A 16349-nucleotide genomic window follows, 5' to 3' on the forward strand; every position below is an offset into this window, starting at 1 on the left:
GCCCGACGCCGGAGCGCACCTTCCGCGTCGAGGGTGCGCTCCGCCGTCGGGCCGGGAGCCCGTCACGGGTGGACGAGGATCTTCACCGCGGTCTCGTTGCGGTGGATCAGGGTGTCGAAGCCCTCGGTCACGAGGTCCTCGAGCGGGATCTTCGCCGTGATGAACGGGGCCAGGTTCACCTTGCCCTCCTGGACGAGCTTGATCGTCTCGGCGTGGTCGCGCACGTAGGCGATGGTCCCGCGGAGGTCGATCTCCTTGAGGACGAGCTTCTGCATGTCGACCGCGGCGGGCTTGCCCCAGATCGACACGACCACGATCACGCCCGCGGGGCGGACCGCGTCGAAGAGCTGGTCGAGGACCGCGTTGACGCTCGTGCACTCGAAGGCCACGTCGACGCCGCGGCCGTCCGTGATCTCCCGGACGCGCGAGATGAGGTTGTCCTGCGTGGGGTCGACCACGTGGTCGGCGACGCCCGTCTCGCGGGCCTTGGTCTTCCGGGCCTCGGAGACCTCGGACATGATGACCGTGACGCCCTGGGCCTTGAGGACCGCAGCCGTGAGCAGCCCGATGGGTCCCGCGCCGCCGACGAGCGCGACGTCACCGGCCTTGGCGCCCGAGCGGACGACCGCGTGGTGGCCGACCGAGAGCGGCTCGATGAGCGCGGCCTGGTCGAGGGGGATGTCGCCCACGGGATGGACCCAACGACGGTCGACGACGACCTTCTCGGAGAGCCCGCCGCCGCCACCGGCCAGGCCGATGAAGCCCATCTTGACGCACAGGTGGTAGTTGCCGGCCTCGCACTGCGCGCACTCGCCGCACACGAAGTAGGGCTCGACCACGACGGACTCGCCGATCGTCAGGTCGTCGACGCCCTCGCCCAGCGCGGTCACGGTCCCGGAGAACTCGTGGCCCATGGTCACGGGGATCTCCTCGTGCGACAGCGGGTGCGGCCGGCCCTTGGCGGGCGTGAAGATGGGGCCGTCGAGGTATTCGTGCAGGTCCGAACCGCAGATCCCGCACCAGGCGATGTCGATCGCGACCGCGCCCGGCCGCAGCTCGGGAGCCGGGACGTCCTCGATGCGGATGTCTTCTCGTCCGTGGAAACGTGCTGCCTTCATGATCCTCGCCACGCCTTCTCTCGTTGGTCGCTGGGTTCCTGACAGGCGACCCCGGACGGGTCGCCTCGATGCCCGGGGCAACTTCCACCCTAGGCACGTGACCTGGGCAAGAGCCCGGCCAAAGGTCCCGAATCGGATGTGACACATCCCTCGTCACGGAGTCAGATCGAACGGGCTGCGCCGGGCGGACGGACCGACCGGCCAGGTCGCCGTCGCCGGGCGGACGGGTCGCGGCGCCCGGACGGCCCGCGTGGGCGGTCGCCGGTACGTTGGGAGGCATGACGGACCCGGCGACGCCCGCACCCCTGCGCGACACCCAGCTCCCCGGCCACGGCGGCCTGCTGCTGCTCGACTCCGCGTCGCAGTACTTCCGCGCGTTCTTCGGGGTCCCGGACTCGGTCAGGGCTGCCGACGGGACGCCCGTCAACGCCGTGCGCGGCTTCCTCGACACCATCGCGGTGCTGGTCACCGAGCGCCGCCCGGCACGCCTCGTGGCGTGCTGGGACGACGACTGGCGCCCCGCGTTCCGCGTCGACGCGATCCCGTCCTACAAGGCCCACCGCGTCGCGACCGAGGTGCCGGGCACCACGGGCATCGAGGAGGTACCCGAGGCCCTCCTCGCGCAGGTCCCCGTCATCGTCGAGGTCCTCGCGGCCCTCGGCATCGCACGCGTCGGCTGCCCCGGCTACGAGGCCGACGACGTGATCGGCACGCTCGTCGAGCGCGAGGCGGCCAGGCGGCGCGCCCTGCGGGAGGCGGGCGGTGGGATCGGTGCGAGCGGCTCCCGTGGGCCTGCTGTCGGGCCCGTCGAGGTCGTCACGGGAGACCGCGACCTGTTCCAGCTCGTCGACGACGACGTGCCCGTCCGCGTCCTGTACACCGCACGCGGGCTCAAGAAGCTCGACGTCGTGGACGTCGAGCGCCTGGCCGAGCGCTACGGCGTGACCTCGGGCCAGGCGTACGCGGACATGGCCGCGCTGCGCGGCGACCCGAGCGACGGCCTGCCGGGCGTCGCGGGCATCGGCGAGAAGACCGCCGCGGGACTGCTGGCCCGGTACGGCGACCTCGCGAGCATCCTGCGCGCACGCGACGAGGGCGACCCGGGCCTGAGCCCCACGCAGCGCCGCCGCCTCACCGAGGCCGCGGGCTACCTGGACGTCGCGCCGCTCGTGGTCCAGGTCGCGCGTGACGCGCCCCTGCCCGCGGTGCCCGACGACGTCCCGTCCGCCCCCGCGGACCCTGCGGCCCTCGACGCGCTCGCCTCGCGCTGGAGACTGCGGTCGAGCGTCGACCGGGTCCTGGAGGCGTTCGCGTCGGTGCGCTGAGCGGCGCCTTTCAGGTGCGCGGGCGGCGACGACGCCGCAGGCCGCGCTCCTCGCCACGCACCCCGCTCAGGAACGCCCTGGCGACGACCACCACGTAGACCACGAGGGCCAGCACGCAGACGAGCGTGACGACGTGCCACGGCTTGATCATGTCCATCGTCCACCCCGCTCGGCGCCAGTGCGCCGGGTCGCTCCGTCGCGCGTCCGCGCGCCGGGTCGAGCCTCCCACACCTCTGGTCAGTCCTGTGGATGTCCTGTATGTTCCCGCAAGGAAGGCTGCAACGTTACGCAACCTTGCAGAAGTCACGCCGTCGTGACTCTCGGCGGCGCCCCCTTGATGAAGGAAGATCATGCGATCAACGACGTTCGCACGGTGGAGACGACCTGTCGCTCTCCTCCTCGGCCTCGGGCTCCTGGGCCCGCTCGCCGTCACCTCGGCGGCCACCTCGGCCGTCGGCGCCACCAGCGAGGCCTCGACCACGGTCTACTACCCGGCCCGCTCGGGCTGGGCCACGACAAACGTCCACTACGCCGCCACGGGCGGCGCGTGGACCACGGTCCCCGGCGTCGCGATGGCGCCCGCGTGCGCAGGCTGGCTCAGCCGGACCATCCCGCTCGGGACGGCCACCGGAGCACAGCTCACGTTCAACAACGGGTCGGGGACCTGGGACAACAACGGCGGCCGCAACTACACGGTCGGCTCGGGCATCGTGGTCGTCAAGGACGGCGCCGTCACGACCGGGACGTCTCCCTGCGCCACCACGCCGGACCCTGAGCCCACGCCCGAACCCACGCCGACCGAGACCCCCACGAGCTCGGCGACCCTCTACTACTCGACGACGTGGACCGCCCCGAAGATCCACTTCAACACCACGACCGCGGCCTGGACCACGTCGCCGGGCAAGTCCATGGAGGCCGCGTGCACCGGGTGGTTCCGGTTCACCGTCGACCTGGGGTCCGCCAGCGGCGGCAAGGTCGTCTTCAACAACGGGTCGGGCACCTGGGACAACAACGGCGGCAAGGACTACGCCTACGGCCCCGGGGTCTCGACCGTGAAGAACGGGGCGCTCACGGCGAACGCGACCGACCCGTGCCCGCCCGTCGTCCCCGAGGTCCCCGACACCACGGCCCCGTCGGTCCCCTCGGGCCTGGCCGTGACCGGCGCGGGCATCGGCCTCACCGCGAGCTGGACCGCGTCGACCGACGACAAGGCGGTCGCGGGCTACACCGTGACCCGCACGGGCGGTGCGGGCACCGTGACGCGTGACGTCACGAGCACCTCCGCGACCGACTCGAACCTCCTCGAGAACACGGCGTACTCGTACTCCGTGACCGCGTTCGACGCGGCGGGCAACCGCTCCGCAGCGAGCGCGACCGTCTCGAGGACGACCGGCGTCAAGCCGACCACGCCCCCCGCCACGAAGGGCGAGCCGCTGGGCGGGGACCCGCGCGAGGACTCGATCTACTTCGTCATGACGGCGCGCTTCAACGACGGCGACGCGACCAACAACCGCGGCGGCTCGATGGACGTGAAGTCGGGCAACGCCGCGAACGACGACCCCATGTTCCGGGGCGACTTCGAGGGCATCGTCGACAAGCTCGACTACATCAAGGGCCTCGGGTTCTCGGCGATCTGGATCACGCCCGTCGTGCTCAACCGCTCCGACTACGACTTCCACGGCTACCACGGGTGGGACTTCTACCGTGTGGACCCGCGTCTGGAGTCCGAGGGCGCGAGCTACCAGGACCTGATCGACGCGGCGCACGCCAAGGGCATCAAGATCTACCAGGACGTCGTGTACAACCACTCGTCCCGCTGGGGCGCAGAAGGGCTGTTCACCCCGACCGTGTACGGCGCACGTGACGCGCAGTGGAGCTGGTACTACGACGAGCCCGTCGCGGGCAAGGAGTACGACCCGCTCGAGGAGGACGCCGACGGTTCGACCTACAACGGTGACCTGTGGTCCTCGACGCAGCCCGCGGGCCAGAACTGTGCCGGCTGGGGTGTCCCGGTCGGCTACTCGGCCGAGGGCTTCCGGACGTACAGCTGCCAGTGGCCCAACGCGACATCCGGTATGTTCCCGTCGAACCTCTACCACCCCTGCTGGATCGGGAACTGGGAGGGCAAGGACGCCCAGGACTGCTGGATCCACGAGGACCTCGCGGACTTCAACACCGAGAACGAGCAGGTGCAGGACTACCTGATCGGCGCGTACAACAAGTACATCGACATGGGCGTCGACGGGTTCCGGATCGACACCGCGGTCCACATCCCCCGCGTCACGTGGAACCGGGTCTTCCTGCCCGCGATCCAGGAGCACGCGGTCGCGACGCACGGCGAGAAGGGCAAGGACTTCTACGTGTTCGGCGAGGTCGCGCAGTTCGTGCACGACAAGTGGAACCGCGGGTCCGTGAACCACTCGGCGCCGTTCTACACGTGGGACGAGCGCAAGGAGTACTCGCTCGACGACGTCGTCGCCGCGGCCGAGCAGTTCCAGTACGAGAACCTCATGGGGCCGGCGAACCAGCCGACGAGCACCAACGCGACCCTGGTCGGGAACACGTACCACGCGCCCGACCACTCCAAGGCGTCGGGCATGAACATCATCGACATGCGCATGCACATGAACTTCGACGACGCCTCGAACGCCTTCTGGTCCGGCAAGGACTCCGACGACGTCACGAACGACGCGACGTACAACGCGGTCTACGTCGACAGCCACGACTACGGGCCGGGCAAGTCCCAGACCCGGTTCGCCGGGGGCACCGACGCGTGGGCCGAGAACATGAGCCTCATGTGGACGTTCCGCGGCATCCCGACGCTCTACTACGGCTCGGAGATCGAGTTCCAGGCGGGCAAGAAGATCGACTGCGGCCCGACGTGCCCGCTCGCGACGACGGGGCGCGCCTACTACGGCGACCACCTGGCGGGCACGGTCGTGGCGAGCGACTTCGGGGTCGTCTCGTCGGCCACCGGGGCGGTCGCGACGACGCTCCAGCAGCCGCTGGTCAAGCACGTCCAGCGCCTCAACCAGATCCGTCGGGCGGTCCCAGCACTCCAGAAGGGGCAGTACTCGACCGAGGGCGTCTCCGGTGGGATCGCGTACAAGAAGCGGTTCACCGAGGGTTCCGTGGACTCGTTCGTCCTGGTCGCGGTGAGCGGTTCTGCGACGTTCTCGGGGATCCCGAACGGCACCTACGTGGACGCCGTGACGGGTGACCGCAAGGTCGTCACCGGCGGCTCGCTCGCGGTGTCCGTCAGCGGCAAGGGCAACATGCGCGCCTACGTGCTCGAGCTGCCGGGCAACCCGGCACCGGGCAAGGTCGGTGAGGCAGGTCCGTACCTGAAGTAGCGGCCGTCGAGCGGGTGCCGCCTCGTGGGCGGCACCCGCTCTTCGCATGCTCTGCCGCGGCGCCGTGCGGTTGACAACGCTGTCATCGGTGCAGGATCGTTCTTCACGACGCTGCACCGCCGCACCCTCTCACCTGATCTGGAGCTCCCATGCCGCACCGGTCCCCCCACGTCCTCGTCGTCGGCGAAGCCCTCATCGACGAGGTCCGACGCGCGGACGGCACGACCGACGAGCACCCCGGCGGCAGTCCGGCCAACGTCGCGCTGACGCTCGGGCGCCTCGGCCGCGAGACGCGCCTCGCGGCGCACCTCGGCCAGGACGCACATGGCGAGACGCTGCGCGCCTGGCTCGCCGACTCGGGCGTCACGCTCACCCCGGGGTCCGACGGCGCCGCCGCCACGAGCGTGGCGCGAGCGGTCCTCGACACGTCGGGGGCCGCGACGTACGACTTCGCGATCACCTGGGACGTGGCCCCCGGGACCGAGGCCGACGACGCGACGATCGCCGTGCACACCGGGTCGATCGCTGCCGTGCTCGAGCCCGGTGCGAGCGCGGTCCACGACCTGGTGCTCGCAGCACGCGAGCGCTCGACCATCACCTACGACCCCAACGCCCGCCCCAGCCTCATGGGGACGGCCGAGGCCGCGCTCGCCCGGATCGACCCGCTCGTCGCGGCCGCCGACGTCGTCAAGGTCAGCGACGAGGACGTCGAGTGGCTCCACCCCGGCGCCGACCCGGTCGAGGTCGCCCGGACCTGGGCCGCGCGAGGGCCCGCGATCGTGGTCGTGACGTTCGGCGGCGAGGGTGCGGTCGCCGTGTGCTCCGGGGGCGAGGTCCGCGTGGCCGCTCCGCGCGTCGAGGTCGTCGACACCGTCGGGGCCGGCGACACCTTCATGGGGGCGCTGATCGACGGGCTCTGGGAGCGGGACCTCCTGGGAGGGGACCGACGCGAGGCGCTGCGTGCGATCGACCTCGTGTCGTTGACCGAGGTGCTCGAGCGGTGCGTCGCGGCTGCGGCGATCACGGTCTCGCGTGCGGGCGCGAACCCGCCGCGGCGTGCGGAGCTCGTGGGGCGCTGAGGGCCCCCTGGACAGGCCGCCCCGTCGACCCGAGGATCTCCCCATGGATCCTGAGCAGCTCGTCGCCTATGTCCGGACCCACCGAGACGGCGTCGTCGCGACGCTCGGTCCGGACGGGAGCCCTCAGGCGGCCTACCTCGCGCTCACGGCGACCGACCAGGGCGCGCTGGTCTTCGATGCCCGCGAGAGCTCGCGGAAGATCACGAACCTGCGCCGCGACCCCCGCATCGCCGTGACGGTCGGAGGGGACGACGGCACCACGCTCCAGTGCGAGGGGGTCGCCGACCTGCCGGAGGGGACGGACCGGGAACGGTGCGGCGCTGCGTACGCCGGGACCTTCCCCGAGTTCGCCGGCTCGCTCGAGCAGGACGGGATCGTGCTGGTCCGGGTCCGGCTGACGTGGAGTCGCTTCAGCGACTACCGGGAGTGACCGACCGCGGTCGGCCGAGGACGACGCGCTTCACCCTGGCGGGAGAGTCCGCCCCCCCACGAGCAGCGCCCTCCCCGGCCGCCACGCCGACCAGCCCCGACGTGCGATCACGCCGCCCCGATCGCCTCCTCCACCCCCAGCTCGAGCAGCAGCCGTCGCCGGAAGTCGCCGAAGCCCGGCACCCCGCGCCGGCGAGGCCGGTCGAACGGCACCTCGAGCTCGACCCCGACCTTCCCGTCCTGGAGCACGGCCACCCGGTCGGCGAGCAGGATCGCCTCGTCGACGTCGTGCGTCACGAGCAGCACGGCGGGCCGGTGCTCGTGGCACAGCTCGGTCACGAGGGCCTGCATCTTGATGCGGGTCAGGGCGTCGAGCGCCGCGAACGGCTCGTCGAGCAGGAGGAGGCGCGGGTTGCGCACGAGCGCCCGGGCGAGCGCGACGCGTTGGGCCTCTCCCCCGGAGAGCGTCGTGGGCCAGGCGGCCTCACGGCCCCCGAGCCCCACCTCGGCGAGCGCGGCCGAGGCCGCGGCGCGCCGGTCTCGCGTGGAGCGCTGGCCGAGGATCACGTTGGATCCCACGCGCTTGGACGCCACGAGCCGGGGCTCCTGGAACACGACGGTGCGCTCGGCGGGGGCCTCGACGGTCCCGGAGTCGTGCTCCTCGAGCCCCGCGAGGATGCGCAGCAGCGTCGTCTTGCCGCTGCCGCTGGCCCCGAGCAGCGCGACGAACTCACCGGGCCGCAGCGTCAGCGAGAAGTCGGCGAGGATGGTCCGGTCGCCGTACGACTTCCCGACGTTCTCGACCACCACGGTCGGCGCGGCAGTGTCCTGCACGGTCTGGGCGCTCATGGCTTTCTCCCGAGTCGCTTGTAGGGCAGCAGGACGCGTTCGAGGAGCCGCACGACCAGGTCGACCGACAGCCCCCACACCGCGTAGATCAGCACGCACACGACGAGCACGTCCATCTGGAAGTACTGCTGCGCGGAGACCATGAGGAACCCGATGCCACGTGGCGCGTTGGACATCTCCGCGACGATCAGCGCGAGCAGCGACACCGACAGCGAGACGCGCAGCCCGACGAGGACCGACGGGATGGCCTCGGGCAGGATCACGTGCCGCACGAGCCCCAGCCCGCGCAGCCCGAACACCTTGCCGGCCTCGAGGATCTTGCGGTCGACGTTGCGCACGCCGCTGTGGGTGTTGAGGTAGAGCGGGAACAGCGCGGCGGCCGCGATGATGATGATCTTGGGCCGTTCGTCGATCCCGAACCAGAGGATGAGCAGCGGCGCGATCGCGAGGAACGGGATGGTCCGCAGCATCTGGAGCGTGGGGTCGAGCAGCTGGTCGCCCAGGCGGAACAGCCCGGCGACGACGCCGAGCGTGAGCCCGAGCAGCCCGCCGACCGCGAAGCCCACGGCCACGCGCCCGAGCGAGACCGACAGGTTCTCCCAGAGCACGCCCGTGCTGACGAGCTCGACGAACGCCGAGCCCACCTGCCAGGGGGCGGGGAACTGCTTCTCGTCGATCCAGCCCTGGGCCGAGCCCAGGAACCAGAGCGCGAGGATCGCGGTGGGCACCGAGGCACGCAGCAGGACGTCGCGCGGTGATCGCCGCTTCCTCCTGCCCGACGACGTCGCACCGGTCCGCGGCCCGGCCGCGCCCGGGGCGGTGGCCGGCACCGTCCCGGCGGCTGCCGCCGCACCCACCGGGGACGCCTCCGCGAGGGCGCGCGACGTCGTCGTGCCGGTGGTCACTCGACGCCCCACGTGCTGACGTCGAACGCCTTCGGGGCAGCCCCGGAGCCGACGAGGAAGTCGAGCGTGGACTGCACGGTCTTGAGCCCGTCCGGGTCGATCGCCTGCGTGCCGTACTGCCAGAGCTCGGCCTCCTTGACGACCTCGACGGGCGAGCCCGTGGCCTCGAAGACCCACTGGGCGTAGGCGTCGTGGTCGGCCTCGATCTTGGCGACGCCGGCCTCGGTGACCTCCCAGACCGCCGCGGCGAGCTCGGGGTTCGCCTCGTAGGTCTCGCGCGAGGTGAGCGAGACGCTCGTCGCGAGCAGGTCGGGGTCGTCCACGCTCGCCTTGGACAGGACCGGGAAGTCGTTCTGCAGGCGCCAGATCCCGGCCGTGGTCGCGGGCACCGGGACGGCGTCGATGTCTCCGCGCTGGAGCGCGGGCAGGGCGTCGGCGAACAGGAGGTTGACGAGCTCGACGTCCTCCAGGACCCCGGCGCGCTCGAGGACCGCGCGGCCGTACTTGTCGAAGTTGGAGCCGAACTGGAGCCCGACCTTCCTGCCCGCGAGCTGGTCGATCGTCGTGACGCCGCCGGTCTTGGTGAGGAACCAGATGTCCGAGGACGGCTTGGCGATGACGAGCGCCGGGACGTCGAGGCCGCTCGCCTTGGCCTGCGTCGCGGGGGTGTCACCGATGAACCCGACCTGGATGTCGCCCGTCTGGAGGGCCTGGACCACGGGCGGCCCGTTGTTGAACCCGACGAACCCCTCGTACTCGTAGCCGTGCTCGGCGAGGATCTCGTCGGCGATCCCGGTCTCGACCGCGTACCCGAACGGCCCGGTCGCGACGGGCGTCTTGCCCGCGACGCCGTTCCACGGGCCGCCCGTGGTGAGGGGGGCGAGCTCGGCTCCCGCGCTCGCCCCGTCGCCCGACGGCGTCGCCGCCTCCGACGTGGAGCAGGCCGCGAGCGCGGCGACGAGGGCGACGGACGCCAGGGCGGCGAGGGTGCGGTTCCGGCTCATGAGGGGGCTCCTTGGGGGTGGGTCGTGGTGCTGTCGGGGTGGACGGAGGTGTGGGGGCGTGCACCGTCGGCGGGAGTGCCAACCGGTGTCGTGCCGTCGGCGTGGTCGCGCGATCCCGAGGCCGGGGCGAGCGCGGCCGCGCGGTGGTAGTCGACGTCGGAGGACAGGACGGTCGGAGCCGGCACGACGGCCGGCACGTCGACCAGCACGCCCCCGGTCTCGGCCGGCGCGTCGGCCCCGGCGCTCTCGCCGCCACCGCTCCCCCGCGGTGCCCGCCGCCACCCGACCCGGTCCCGGTACAGGCCCAGGAGGTCACGGTCGAGCAGGTCGGCCTCGTCGAGGAAGGGCGAGCCTGCGGGCTCGGGCGTGCGCGACGGGGACACGAAGATCGCATCCTCGGGGCAGTAGGCCTCGCACTGGAAGCAGGTCTGGCAGTCCGAGTGCCGCGCGATGGTCGGTACCCCGCCGTCGACGGACTCGAAGACGTTGGTCGGGCAGATCCGCACGCAGATGTCGCACGACGTGCAGCGCGCGGCGTTGAGGATCTCGATCACGACGCCTCCTCGGTCCGGGTCGGTGCGGTGGTAGTGGTCAGGGCGGTCGCCACGGCGCCCACCGGGCGGCCGGACCGCGTCTTGGCGCTCAGGGTGACCGGGTAGGGAGCGCCGGCCGTGCCCGTCACGGGCGGCTCGGGGTCCGGCAGGACCCACAGGTCGCGCAGCCCTCCCGTGAGCAGGCGCCGGGCCTGCTGCGGGTCGGTGTCGGGGAAGTCGGTGCGCGTGTGCATGCCACGGGTCTCGGTGCGGTGCAGCGCGGTGCGGTTGGCCCACCGCGCCATCGCGAGCATCCCCGCGGTCTCGCGCGTGCGGATCGCGGTGGCGCCCCGCACGTCCGGGGGCACGAGCTCGGTGCCCGCGCGGTCCCACAGGTCGTCGAGCGTGTCGAGCGAGCGCACGAGCCCCTGGTGGTGGCGGAAGACCGACTTGTCGATCGGGAGCATCTCGTCGCGGACCGCAGCCGTGATCTCCCGCCACGCCCCTTCCCCTGCCGGGGCCGAGAGCGGGAGGCGCGCTCCGTCGTCGGGCCGCAGACCCACGGTGCCCGTGGGCTCGAGGCGCGGGCCCCGCGACGACGGACCGCGGTCGGCTGCGAGGGCCGCCGCCGCCCTGCCGGACCACGTGCCCGACGCCACGGCCCACGCCAGGTTGGGGCCACCCGCGCCGGTCGCCGCACCGACCACGCGGTCGCGCGCCGCGACGTCGCCCGCCGCGAACAGTCCCGGGACGCCCGTCCACGCGTCGCGGTCGAGGACGTGGACCCCGCCCGTGCCGCGCACCGTCCCCTCCTGGACCCAGTCCATGGGGAAGCGCTCGGTGAACGGGTCGACGCCCAGCTTGTCCGTGACCATGAAGAAGTTGGGCATGGCGGCGCGCAGGGTCGGGCGGACCTCGGGCGGGAACTGGGTGAACTGGGCCGTGATCGTGCCGCGCAGCGAGGCGCCGAGCAGCTCGGCGCGGCTCTTGTGCAGGTTCTCGTAGGTGATGGGCACGCCCTCGTGGTCCCAGTAGGAGGCGGTGACGAAGAAGCCGTTCTTGTCCATCGAGGTGCCGAAGGGGACCATGCCGTAGAAGTTGGAGAACTCCATGCTCGACAGGTGCGCGCCCACCTCGGCGGCCATCAGGTGGCCCTCGCCCGTGTTGACGTCGCCGCCCAGGGAGTGGGACTTCCAGGTGGTGCCGCCCGTCGCGAGCACGACGGCGCCGCTCGCCACGCGCCAGGCACGCCCGGTCTGGCGCTGGTAGCCCTGGGCGCCCGAGACGACGCCCGCACCGTCGACCAGGAGCTCGAGCGCGGGGCTGTGGTCGAGGACCGTGACACCGTTCTTCTTGACCTTGCCGCGCAGGAAGCGCAGGTAGTCGGGGGACGATCCCGAGAACGACCGCTCGCCGGGGCGGCGCGCGAAGGGGTTCGGCGCGGGGGCGGTGCCGCGGGCTCCGCCGGCTGCCGGGCGCGAGCGGCGAGTGCGCTCGTACCCCCAGCCGTCGATCAGCGCGGTGCGGTGCCAGGCCTCGTCGAGCACGTCGTTGGTCCAGTCGCGGTCGGTGAGGTAGCCGCCCTGTTCCTCGCGCGGCGTGATCTCCTCGTCGCGGCGGTCGGCGTCCGGCGGGACGAGCCAGTGCCCGACGCCGGCCGTCGCCGCGACGCCGCTCGTGCCGCAGTAGCCCTTGTCGACCAGGACGACGCTCGCGCCCTGCTCGGTCGCGGCGATCGCGGACCACGTCGCGGCCGGGCCCCCGCCGATCACGAGGACGTCGGCGTGGAGGAGCAGGTGGTCGGCCGAGTCCTCGACGAGCGTGGGACGGGGGGCGCGCTGCGTCGCCCGTGGCCTGGGCGAACGCAGGTTGGCGGACGCGGCGAGCGCGCTGGAGGGCGCAGAGGTGGGCACAACCATGAGGGGTCGCTTTCGGGGGCCGCGACCTGGTCGCGGGTGCACGGGGCGCCGGTGTGGGGTCGGCGCAGGGGCTGTGTCGTCGGGTCAGACGGGACGACAGCGACAGCCCGGCGCGTCGGCGCTGAGCGCAAGGTGCGCGCGGTGCGTCGGCTCGGTGTGCATGAGAGCGACGGTAGTTGAACTGGACCGAAACGGTCCAGATTGGGCTGGTGGCTGAGACAAGGTTGCGCAGTGTTAACGCGGTCAACGCGCAGGTGTTTAACCGGCTAAACACCTGGCGGGGGGAGCGGCCCTCAGTCTCCACCCCCGCGCAGCTCGACCTCGTCGCCGAACGGGCGCGTGACCCAGGCCTCCGAGTCCCCCACGAGGTGCGCGACGTCGTCGGGCAGCTCGCCCGACGCGATGTCCGCGATGGTGACGTGCTCCAGGACCGAACGCATCGCGACCCGCAGCGCGACCCACGTCTGCTGGAGAGCCGCCGCCGACGGCGCGTACGACGTGTCCTCGGGCTGGACCCCCGCGACGTTCGCGAGCGGACCGTCGATCGCGCGGATGACGTCCGCGACCGCGATGCGCGCCGGGGCCGCCGCGAGATGGAACCCGCCGTCCGCACCGCGGCGGCTCTCGACCAGACCCGACCTGCGCAGCTGGTTGAGGATGCCCAGGAGGAACGACCCCGGGATGCCCTGCGCCTTCCCGACGCGCTCCGCGGTCACGAAACCCTCGTCGTAGGCGACGGCGAGCTCCACGCACGCGCGGACGGCGTAGTCGATCTTGGCGGTGATGCGCATGGGCACAGTATGCCGAGGCCCTGTTTCGGATCCCGCAGGATTATCGGGTGAAGTGACGAACGCGATGCCGGACGACCTCCGGTTCGGCCCCCGGGCCCTGCTCGTGCGATGGTGCAGCGTGACTTCGTACCGGGTGAGCCTCGTCGTCGGGATGCTGCGTCCAGGCGCGTCCCCGGAAGCCGTGCTGCCCGCGGCGGCCGCCGCGGCGCGCGAGCGGACCGAGGTCGAGTCCTACGACCTGGGGATCGTGAGCGGCGAGGCCCGCGTCACGGTGCGCTACCTCGCCGAGGACGACGACGAGGCCGCCGAGACCGCGCGCGCCGTGCGTGCCGCAGCGGGAGCCCTCGTCGAGGTGAGCGGGGCGGTCTTCACCCGACGCTACGGACCCAGGTGGCACCCCGTGCCGGGCGGCATCCACCGCTGACCTGCACGTCCGCCGCCACACCCCGCGGCGCCGGGACCTGCCTTCTCACGAGACGGACGGGGAGCGGACCCACCCCGGGCTCGGACGCGCTCCGCGCGGGGAGACCGTAGGTTGGACACATGCTTGCCGCCTACGTGACGCACTTCGACCAGCAGGACCCGCTCGCAGGGCTGACCGTGGGAGACCTGCCCGCGCCCGAGCCCCGGGAGCACTGGTCCGTGGTGGACGTCCGGGCCGCGAGCCTCAACCACCACGACCTGTGGTCGCTGCGGGGCGTCGGGCTCCGGACCGAGCAGCTGCCCATGATCCTCGGCACCGACGCCGCGGGCATCGCGCCCGACGGGACCGAGGTCGTCGTCCACGGTGTGATCGGCGCCGACGGTCACGGTGTGGGGCCGTCCGAGTCCCGGACGCTCCTGTCGGAGAAGTACGCCGGGACGCTCGCGGAACAGGTCGCGGTCCCCACCAAGAACCTGGTCCCCAAGCCGCCAGAGCTCACGTTCGTCGAGGCGGCCTGCCTCCCGACGGCGTGGCTCACCGCCTACCGCATGCTCTTCACGGTCGCGGGGCTCGCCCCGGGCGACCGGGTGCTCGTGCAGGGAGCGGGCGGCGGGGTCGCGAGCGCGGCGACGCGGCTCGCGAGCGCAGCCGGTGTCGAGGTGTTCGTGACGTCGCGGTCCTCGGCCAAGCGGGCGCGAGCCCTGCAGAACGGTGCTTCTGCGGTCTTCGAGCCCGGTGCGCGCCTGCCCGCGCGGGTCGACGCCGTGATCGAGACCGTTGGGCAGGCGACCTGGTCGCACTCGATGCGCTCGGTCCGTCCGGGCGGGACCGTGGTCGTCGCCGGGGCGACCTCGGGCGACGCGAGCCCCGCCGAGCTCTCGCGCATCTTCTTCCAGGAGATCACCGTCCGGGGCGTCACGATGGGCTCGCGCGAGGACCTCGCGGCCCTGCTGCGGTTCCTCGCCCGGACCGACGTACGCCCCGTCGTCGACGAGGTCCTTCCCCTGTCCCAGGCCGCGGCCGGTCTCGCGAGGCTCGATGCCGGGGAGCAGTACGGGAAGATCGTGCTGACGACATGAGCGACGAGGCCGGGGGCGCGGCCGGCGGTCCGAGCGACGGCGCAGGCGCGACGCCGCCGGGCGGGGCGCGCGACGGCGAGCAGGGGGTGCCCCGGCCGGGCGAGGGCGGACGGGCCGAGCGCGGGCGCTCCGAGACCGACGAGGCCAAAACCGGCACGACGCCGAGCAACCGCCCCGCAACCCGGCCCCGTGACACCCGGATCGCAGGGTCCGCCGGCGACCAGGCGTGGACCGGTTCCGCGCGCATCGCCGCGGTCCGGCGGCGCACCCGAGCGGTGAGCTCTCGGACGGTCTCGCTGGGCGCTCTCCGCCAGGCTGCTGAGATCATCGCGTCGCCGCCTGCCCCGGTGGCTGGTCGCGGCGGCACGGTGGCGGGCGGCGGCATGGTGGCGGGCGCACGGAAGCCGCGCTTCCGGCCGCAGCGGGGTCGTTGGACCGAGGACGTCCTGGGGCCCGACTACCGGCAGCTCACGCTCCAGCTCACGCCCGACGACGAAGGCGAGGTCGTCGCGACGCTCGTCCGCTACGACCCGCCTTCCGAGGAGGCTGTCCGCCCGGCGCGAGCGGTGCTGTACGTGCACGGGTGGAGCGACTACTTCTTCCAGACCGAGCTCGCCGAGTACTGGCACGGTCAGGGGGCGGCCTTCTACGCCGTCGACCTGCGCAAGTACGGGCGCAGCCTGCGCCCGCACCAGACCCCGGGGTACATGGAGCATCTCTCCGAGTACGACGAGGACCTCGAGACGGCTCTCGCGACGATCCATGCCGAGCTCGGTGCGCATGCGTCCATCATGCTGCTGGGTCACTCGACCGGCGGGCTGACGGGAGTCCTCTGGGCGAACCGGAACCCTGGACGCTTGCGGGGGCTCGTGCTCAACAGCCCGTGGCTCGAGCTGCAGGGGTCGTCGACCGTGCGCACCGTGTCGGCGCCGGCGATCCGGCAGCTCGCGCGGTTCCAGCCCAAGGCTCCGCTGCCGAACATCGACGCGGGCTACTACGCCAGGACGCTCCGCGACCTCGAGAGCGGTGGGTGGGAGTTCAACCCCGAGTGGCGTCCCGTGCCGTCGTTCCCTGTCCGCGCGGGATGGCTCCGGGGGATCATCGAGGGTCACGCGACGGTGGCGGCGGGACTCTCTGTGAGCTGCCCGATCATCGTCCTGACGTCGGATCGCACCATCATCAGCCCTCGCTGGAGCGAGGACATGCGTCAGGCGGACATCGTGCTGGACGTCGAGCTGCTCGCTCGCCGGGCCCCGCACCTGGGTCCGGTGGTCACGATCGCGCGGATCGCCGGCGGGATCCATGACCTGACGTTGTCCGGGCCGGCGCCGCGGGCTCACTTCTACCGCGAGATCACGAGGTGGCTCGCGGGATATGGATGGAGCTGAGCCGGCGTGGCCGTGAGAGCGGAACCATGAGGGCATGAAGATGCCCCGAGCGGGGTGCGGTTCGGGGCTCTTAGAAATGCCAAAGGCCCACCCCGTGTGGGGTGGGCCTTTGGTGAATGGTTGTCCGGCGGCGACCTACTCTCCCACCCCGTC

Annotated in this window: 15 protein-coding genes; 7 read left to right on the forward strand and 8 right to left on the reverse strand. The window is 72.4% G+C overall.

Annotated features, from left to right (window positions below):
- Window positions 1-62: 62 nt before the first annotated feature.
- Window positions 63-1118, reverse strand: a complete 1056-nt coding sequence (locus tag H9641_RS18200; RefSeq protein WP_191805820.1) for a 2,3-butanediol dehydrogenase — start codon at window positions 1116-1118, stop codon at window positions 63-65.
- A 278-nt stretch (window positions 1119-1396) separates the two neighbouring features.
- On the opposite strand from H9641_RS18200, the gene H9641_RS18205 reads away from it, so the two are divergent.
- A complete protein-coding gene (locus H9641_RS18205) occupies window positions 1397-2443 on the forward strand; it encodes a 5'-3' exonuclease (RefSeq protein ID WP_191805821.1) in 1047 nt (348 codons plus the stop codon).
- Between the two features lie 10 nt (window positions 2444-2453).
- On the opposite strand, the gene H9641_RS18210 is transcribed toward H9641_RS18205, so the two are convergent.
- The gene (locus H9641_RS18210) at window positions 2454-2594 is read right to left on the reverse strand and encodes a hypothetical protein (RefSeq protein WP_191805822.1); all 141 of its coding nucleotides are present in this window, start codon (window positions 2592-2594) and stop codon (window positions 2454-2456) included.
- Window positions 2595-2793: 199 nt separating this feature from the next.
- On the opposite strand from H9641_RS18210, the gene H9641_RS18215 reads away from it, so the two are divergent.
- The 3 genes from H9641_RS18215 to H9641_RS18225 all read left to right on the forward strand — a co-directional run bounded on the left by H9641_RS18215 (window position 2794) and on the right by H9641_RS18225 (window position 7305).
- On the forward strand, window positions 2794-5796 hold the full coding sequence (locus H9641_RS18215) for a carbohydrate binding domain-containing protein (protein WP_191805823.1): 3003 nt from the start codon (window positions 2794-2796) through the stop codon (window positions 5794-5796).
- Window positions 5797-5945: 149 nt separating this feature from the next.
- The gene (locus tag H9641_RS18220; RefSeq protein ID WP_191805824.1) at window positions 5946-6875 is read left to right on the forward strand and encodes a carbohydrate kinase family protein; all 930 of its coding nucleotides are present in this window, start codon (window positions 5946-5948) and stop codon (window positions 6873-6875) included.
- A gap of 43 nt (window positions 6876-6918) precedes the next feature.
- Window positions 6919-7305 carry a pyridoxamine 5'-phosphate oxidase family protein gene (locus H9641_RS18225; RefSeq protein WP_191805825.1) on the forward strand — a complete coding sequence of 129 codons (387 nt, stop codon included), beginning with the start codon at window positions 6919-6921 and terminating at the stop codon, window positions 7303-7305.
- A gap of 107 nt (window positions 7306-7412) precedes the next feature.
- Here the strand turns inward: H9641_RS18225 and H9641_RS18230 are convergent, their stop codons facing one another.
- The 6 genes from H9641_RS18230 to H9641_RS18255 form a co-directional block, all read right to left on the reverse strand.
- Window positions 7413-8153: an ABC transporter ATP-binding protein gene (locus H9641_RS18230; RefSeq protein ID WP_191805826.1), complete on the reverse strand. Its 741-nt coding sequence runs from the start codon at window positions 8151-8153 to the stop codon at window positions 7413-7415.
- Window positions 8150-9058, reverse strand: a complete 909-nt coding sequence (locus tag H9641_RS20830) for an ABC transporter permease (protein ID WP_318244682.1) — start codon at window positions 9056-9058, stop codon at window positions 8150-8152. The genes H9641_RS18230 and H9641_RS20830 overlap by 4 nt, the downstream gene beginning before the upstream one ends.
- Window positions 9055-10062 (reverse strand): ABC transporter substrate-binding protein, encoded by a 1008-nt coding sequence (locus H9641_RS18240; RefSeq protein ID WP_191805827.1) that lies wholly within the window; start codon window positions 10060-10062, stop codon window positions 9055-9057. The genes H9641_RS20830 and H9641_RS18240 overlap by 4 nt, the downstream gene beginning before the upstream one ends.
- Window positions 10059-10616 carry a 4Fe-4S dicluster domain-containing protein gene (locus H9641_RS18245; RefSeq protein WP_191805828.1) on the reverse strand — a complete coding sequence of 186 codons (558 nt, stop codon included), beginning with the start codon at window positions 10614-10616 and terminating at the stop codon, window positions 10059-10061. Before H9641_RS18245 ends, H9641_RS18240 begins: the two co-directional genes overlap by 4 nt.
- On the reverse strand, window positions 10613-12514 hold the full coding sequence (locus tag H9641_RS18250; protein WP_191805829.1) for an FAD-dependent oxidoreductase: 1902 nt from the start codon (window positions 12512-12514) through the stop codon (window positions 10613-10615). Before H9641_RS18250 ends, H9641_RS18245 begins: the two co-directional genes overlap by 4 nt.
- Window positions 12515-12807: 293 nt before the next feature.
- Window positions 12808-13305 (reverse strand): RrF2 family transcriptional regulator, encoded by a 498-nt coding sequence (locus H9641_RS18255; protein WP_191805830.1) that lies wholly within the window; start codon window positions 13303-13305, stop codon window positions 12808-12810.
- Window positions 13306-13423: 118 nt separating this feature from the next.
- Between H9641_RS18255 and H9641_RS18260 the strand changes: the two genes are divergently transcribed.
- The 3 genes from H9641_RS18260 to H9641_RS18270 all read left to right on the forward strand — a co-directional run bounded on the left by H9641_RS18260 (window position 13424) and on the right by H9641_RS18270 (window position 16196).
- The gene (locus tag H9641_RS18260; protein WP_191805831.1) at window positions 13424-13729 is read left to right on the forward strand and encodes a hypothetical protein; all 306 of its coding nucleotides are present in this window, start codon (window positions 13424-13426) and stop codon (window positions 13727-13729) included.
- 119 nt (window positions 13730-13848) lie between these two features.
- Complete coding sequence (locus tag H9641_RS18265) at window positions 13849-14808, forward strand: zinc-binding dehydrogenase (protein ID WP_191805832.1); 960 nt, start codon at window positions 13849-13851, stop codon at window positions 14806-14808.
- Complete coding sequence (locus tag H9641_RS18270) at window positions 14805-16196, forward strand: alpha/beta hydrolase (protein WP_318244683.1); 1392 nt, start codon at window positions 14805-14807, stop codon at window positions 16194-16196. Before H9641_RS18265 ends, H9641_RS18270 begins: the two co-directional genes overlap by 4 nt.
- The last annotated feature ends 153 nt before the right edge of the window (window positions 16197-16349 follow it).

Source organism: Oerskovia merdavium (assembly GCF_014836755.1).
GTDB classification, from domain to species: Bacteria; Actinomycetota; Actinomycetes; order Actinomycetales; family Cellulomonadaceae; genus Oerskovia; species Oerskovia merdavium.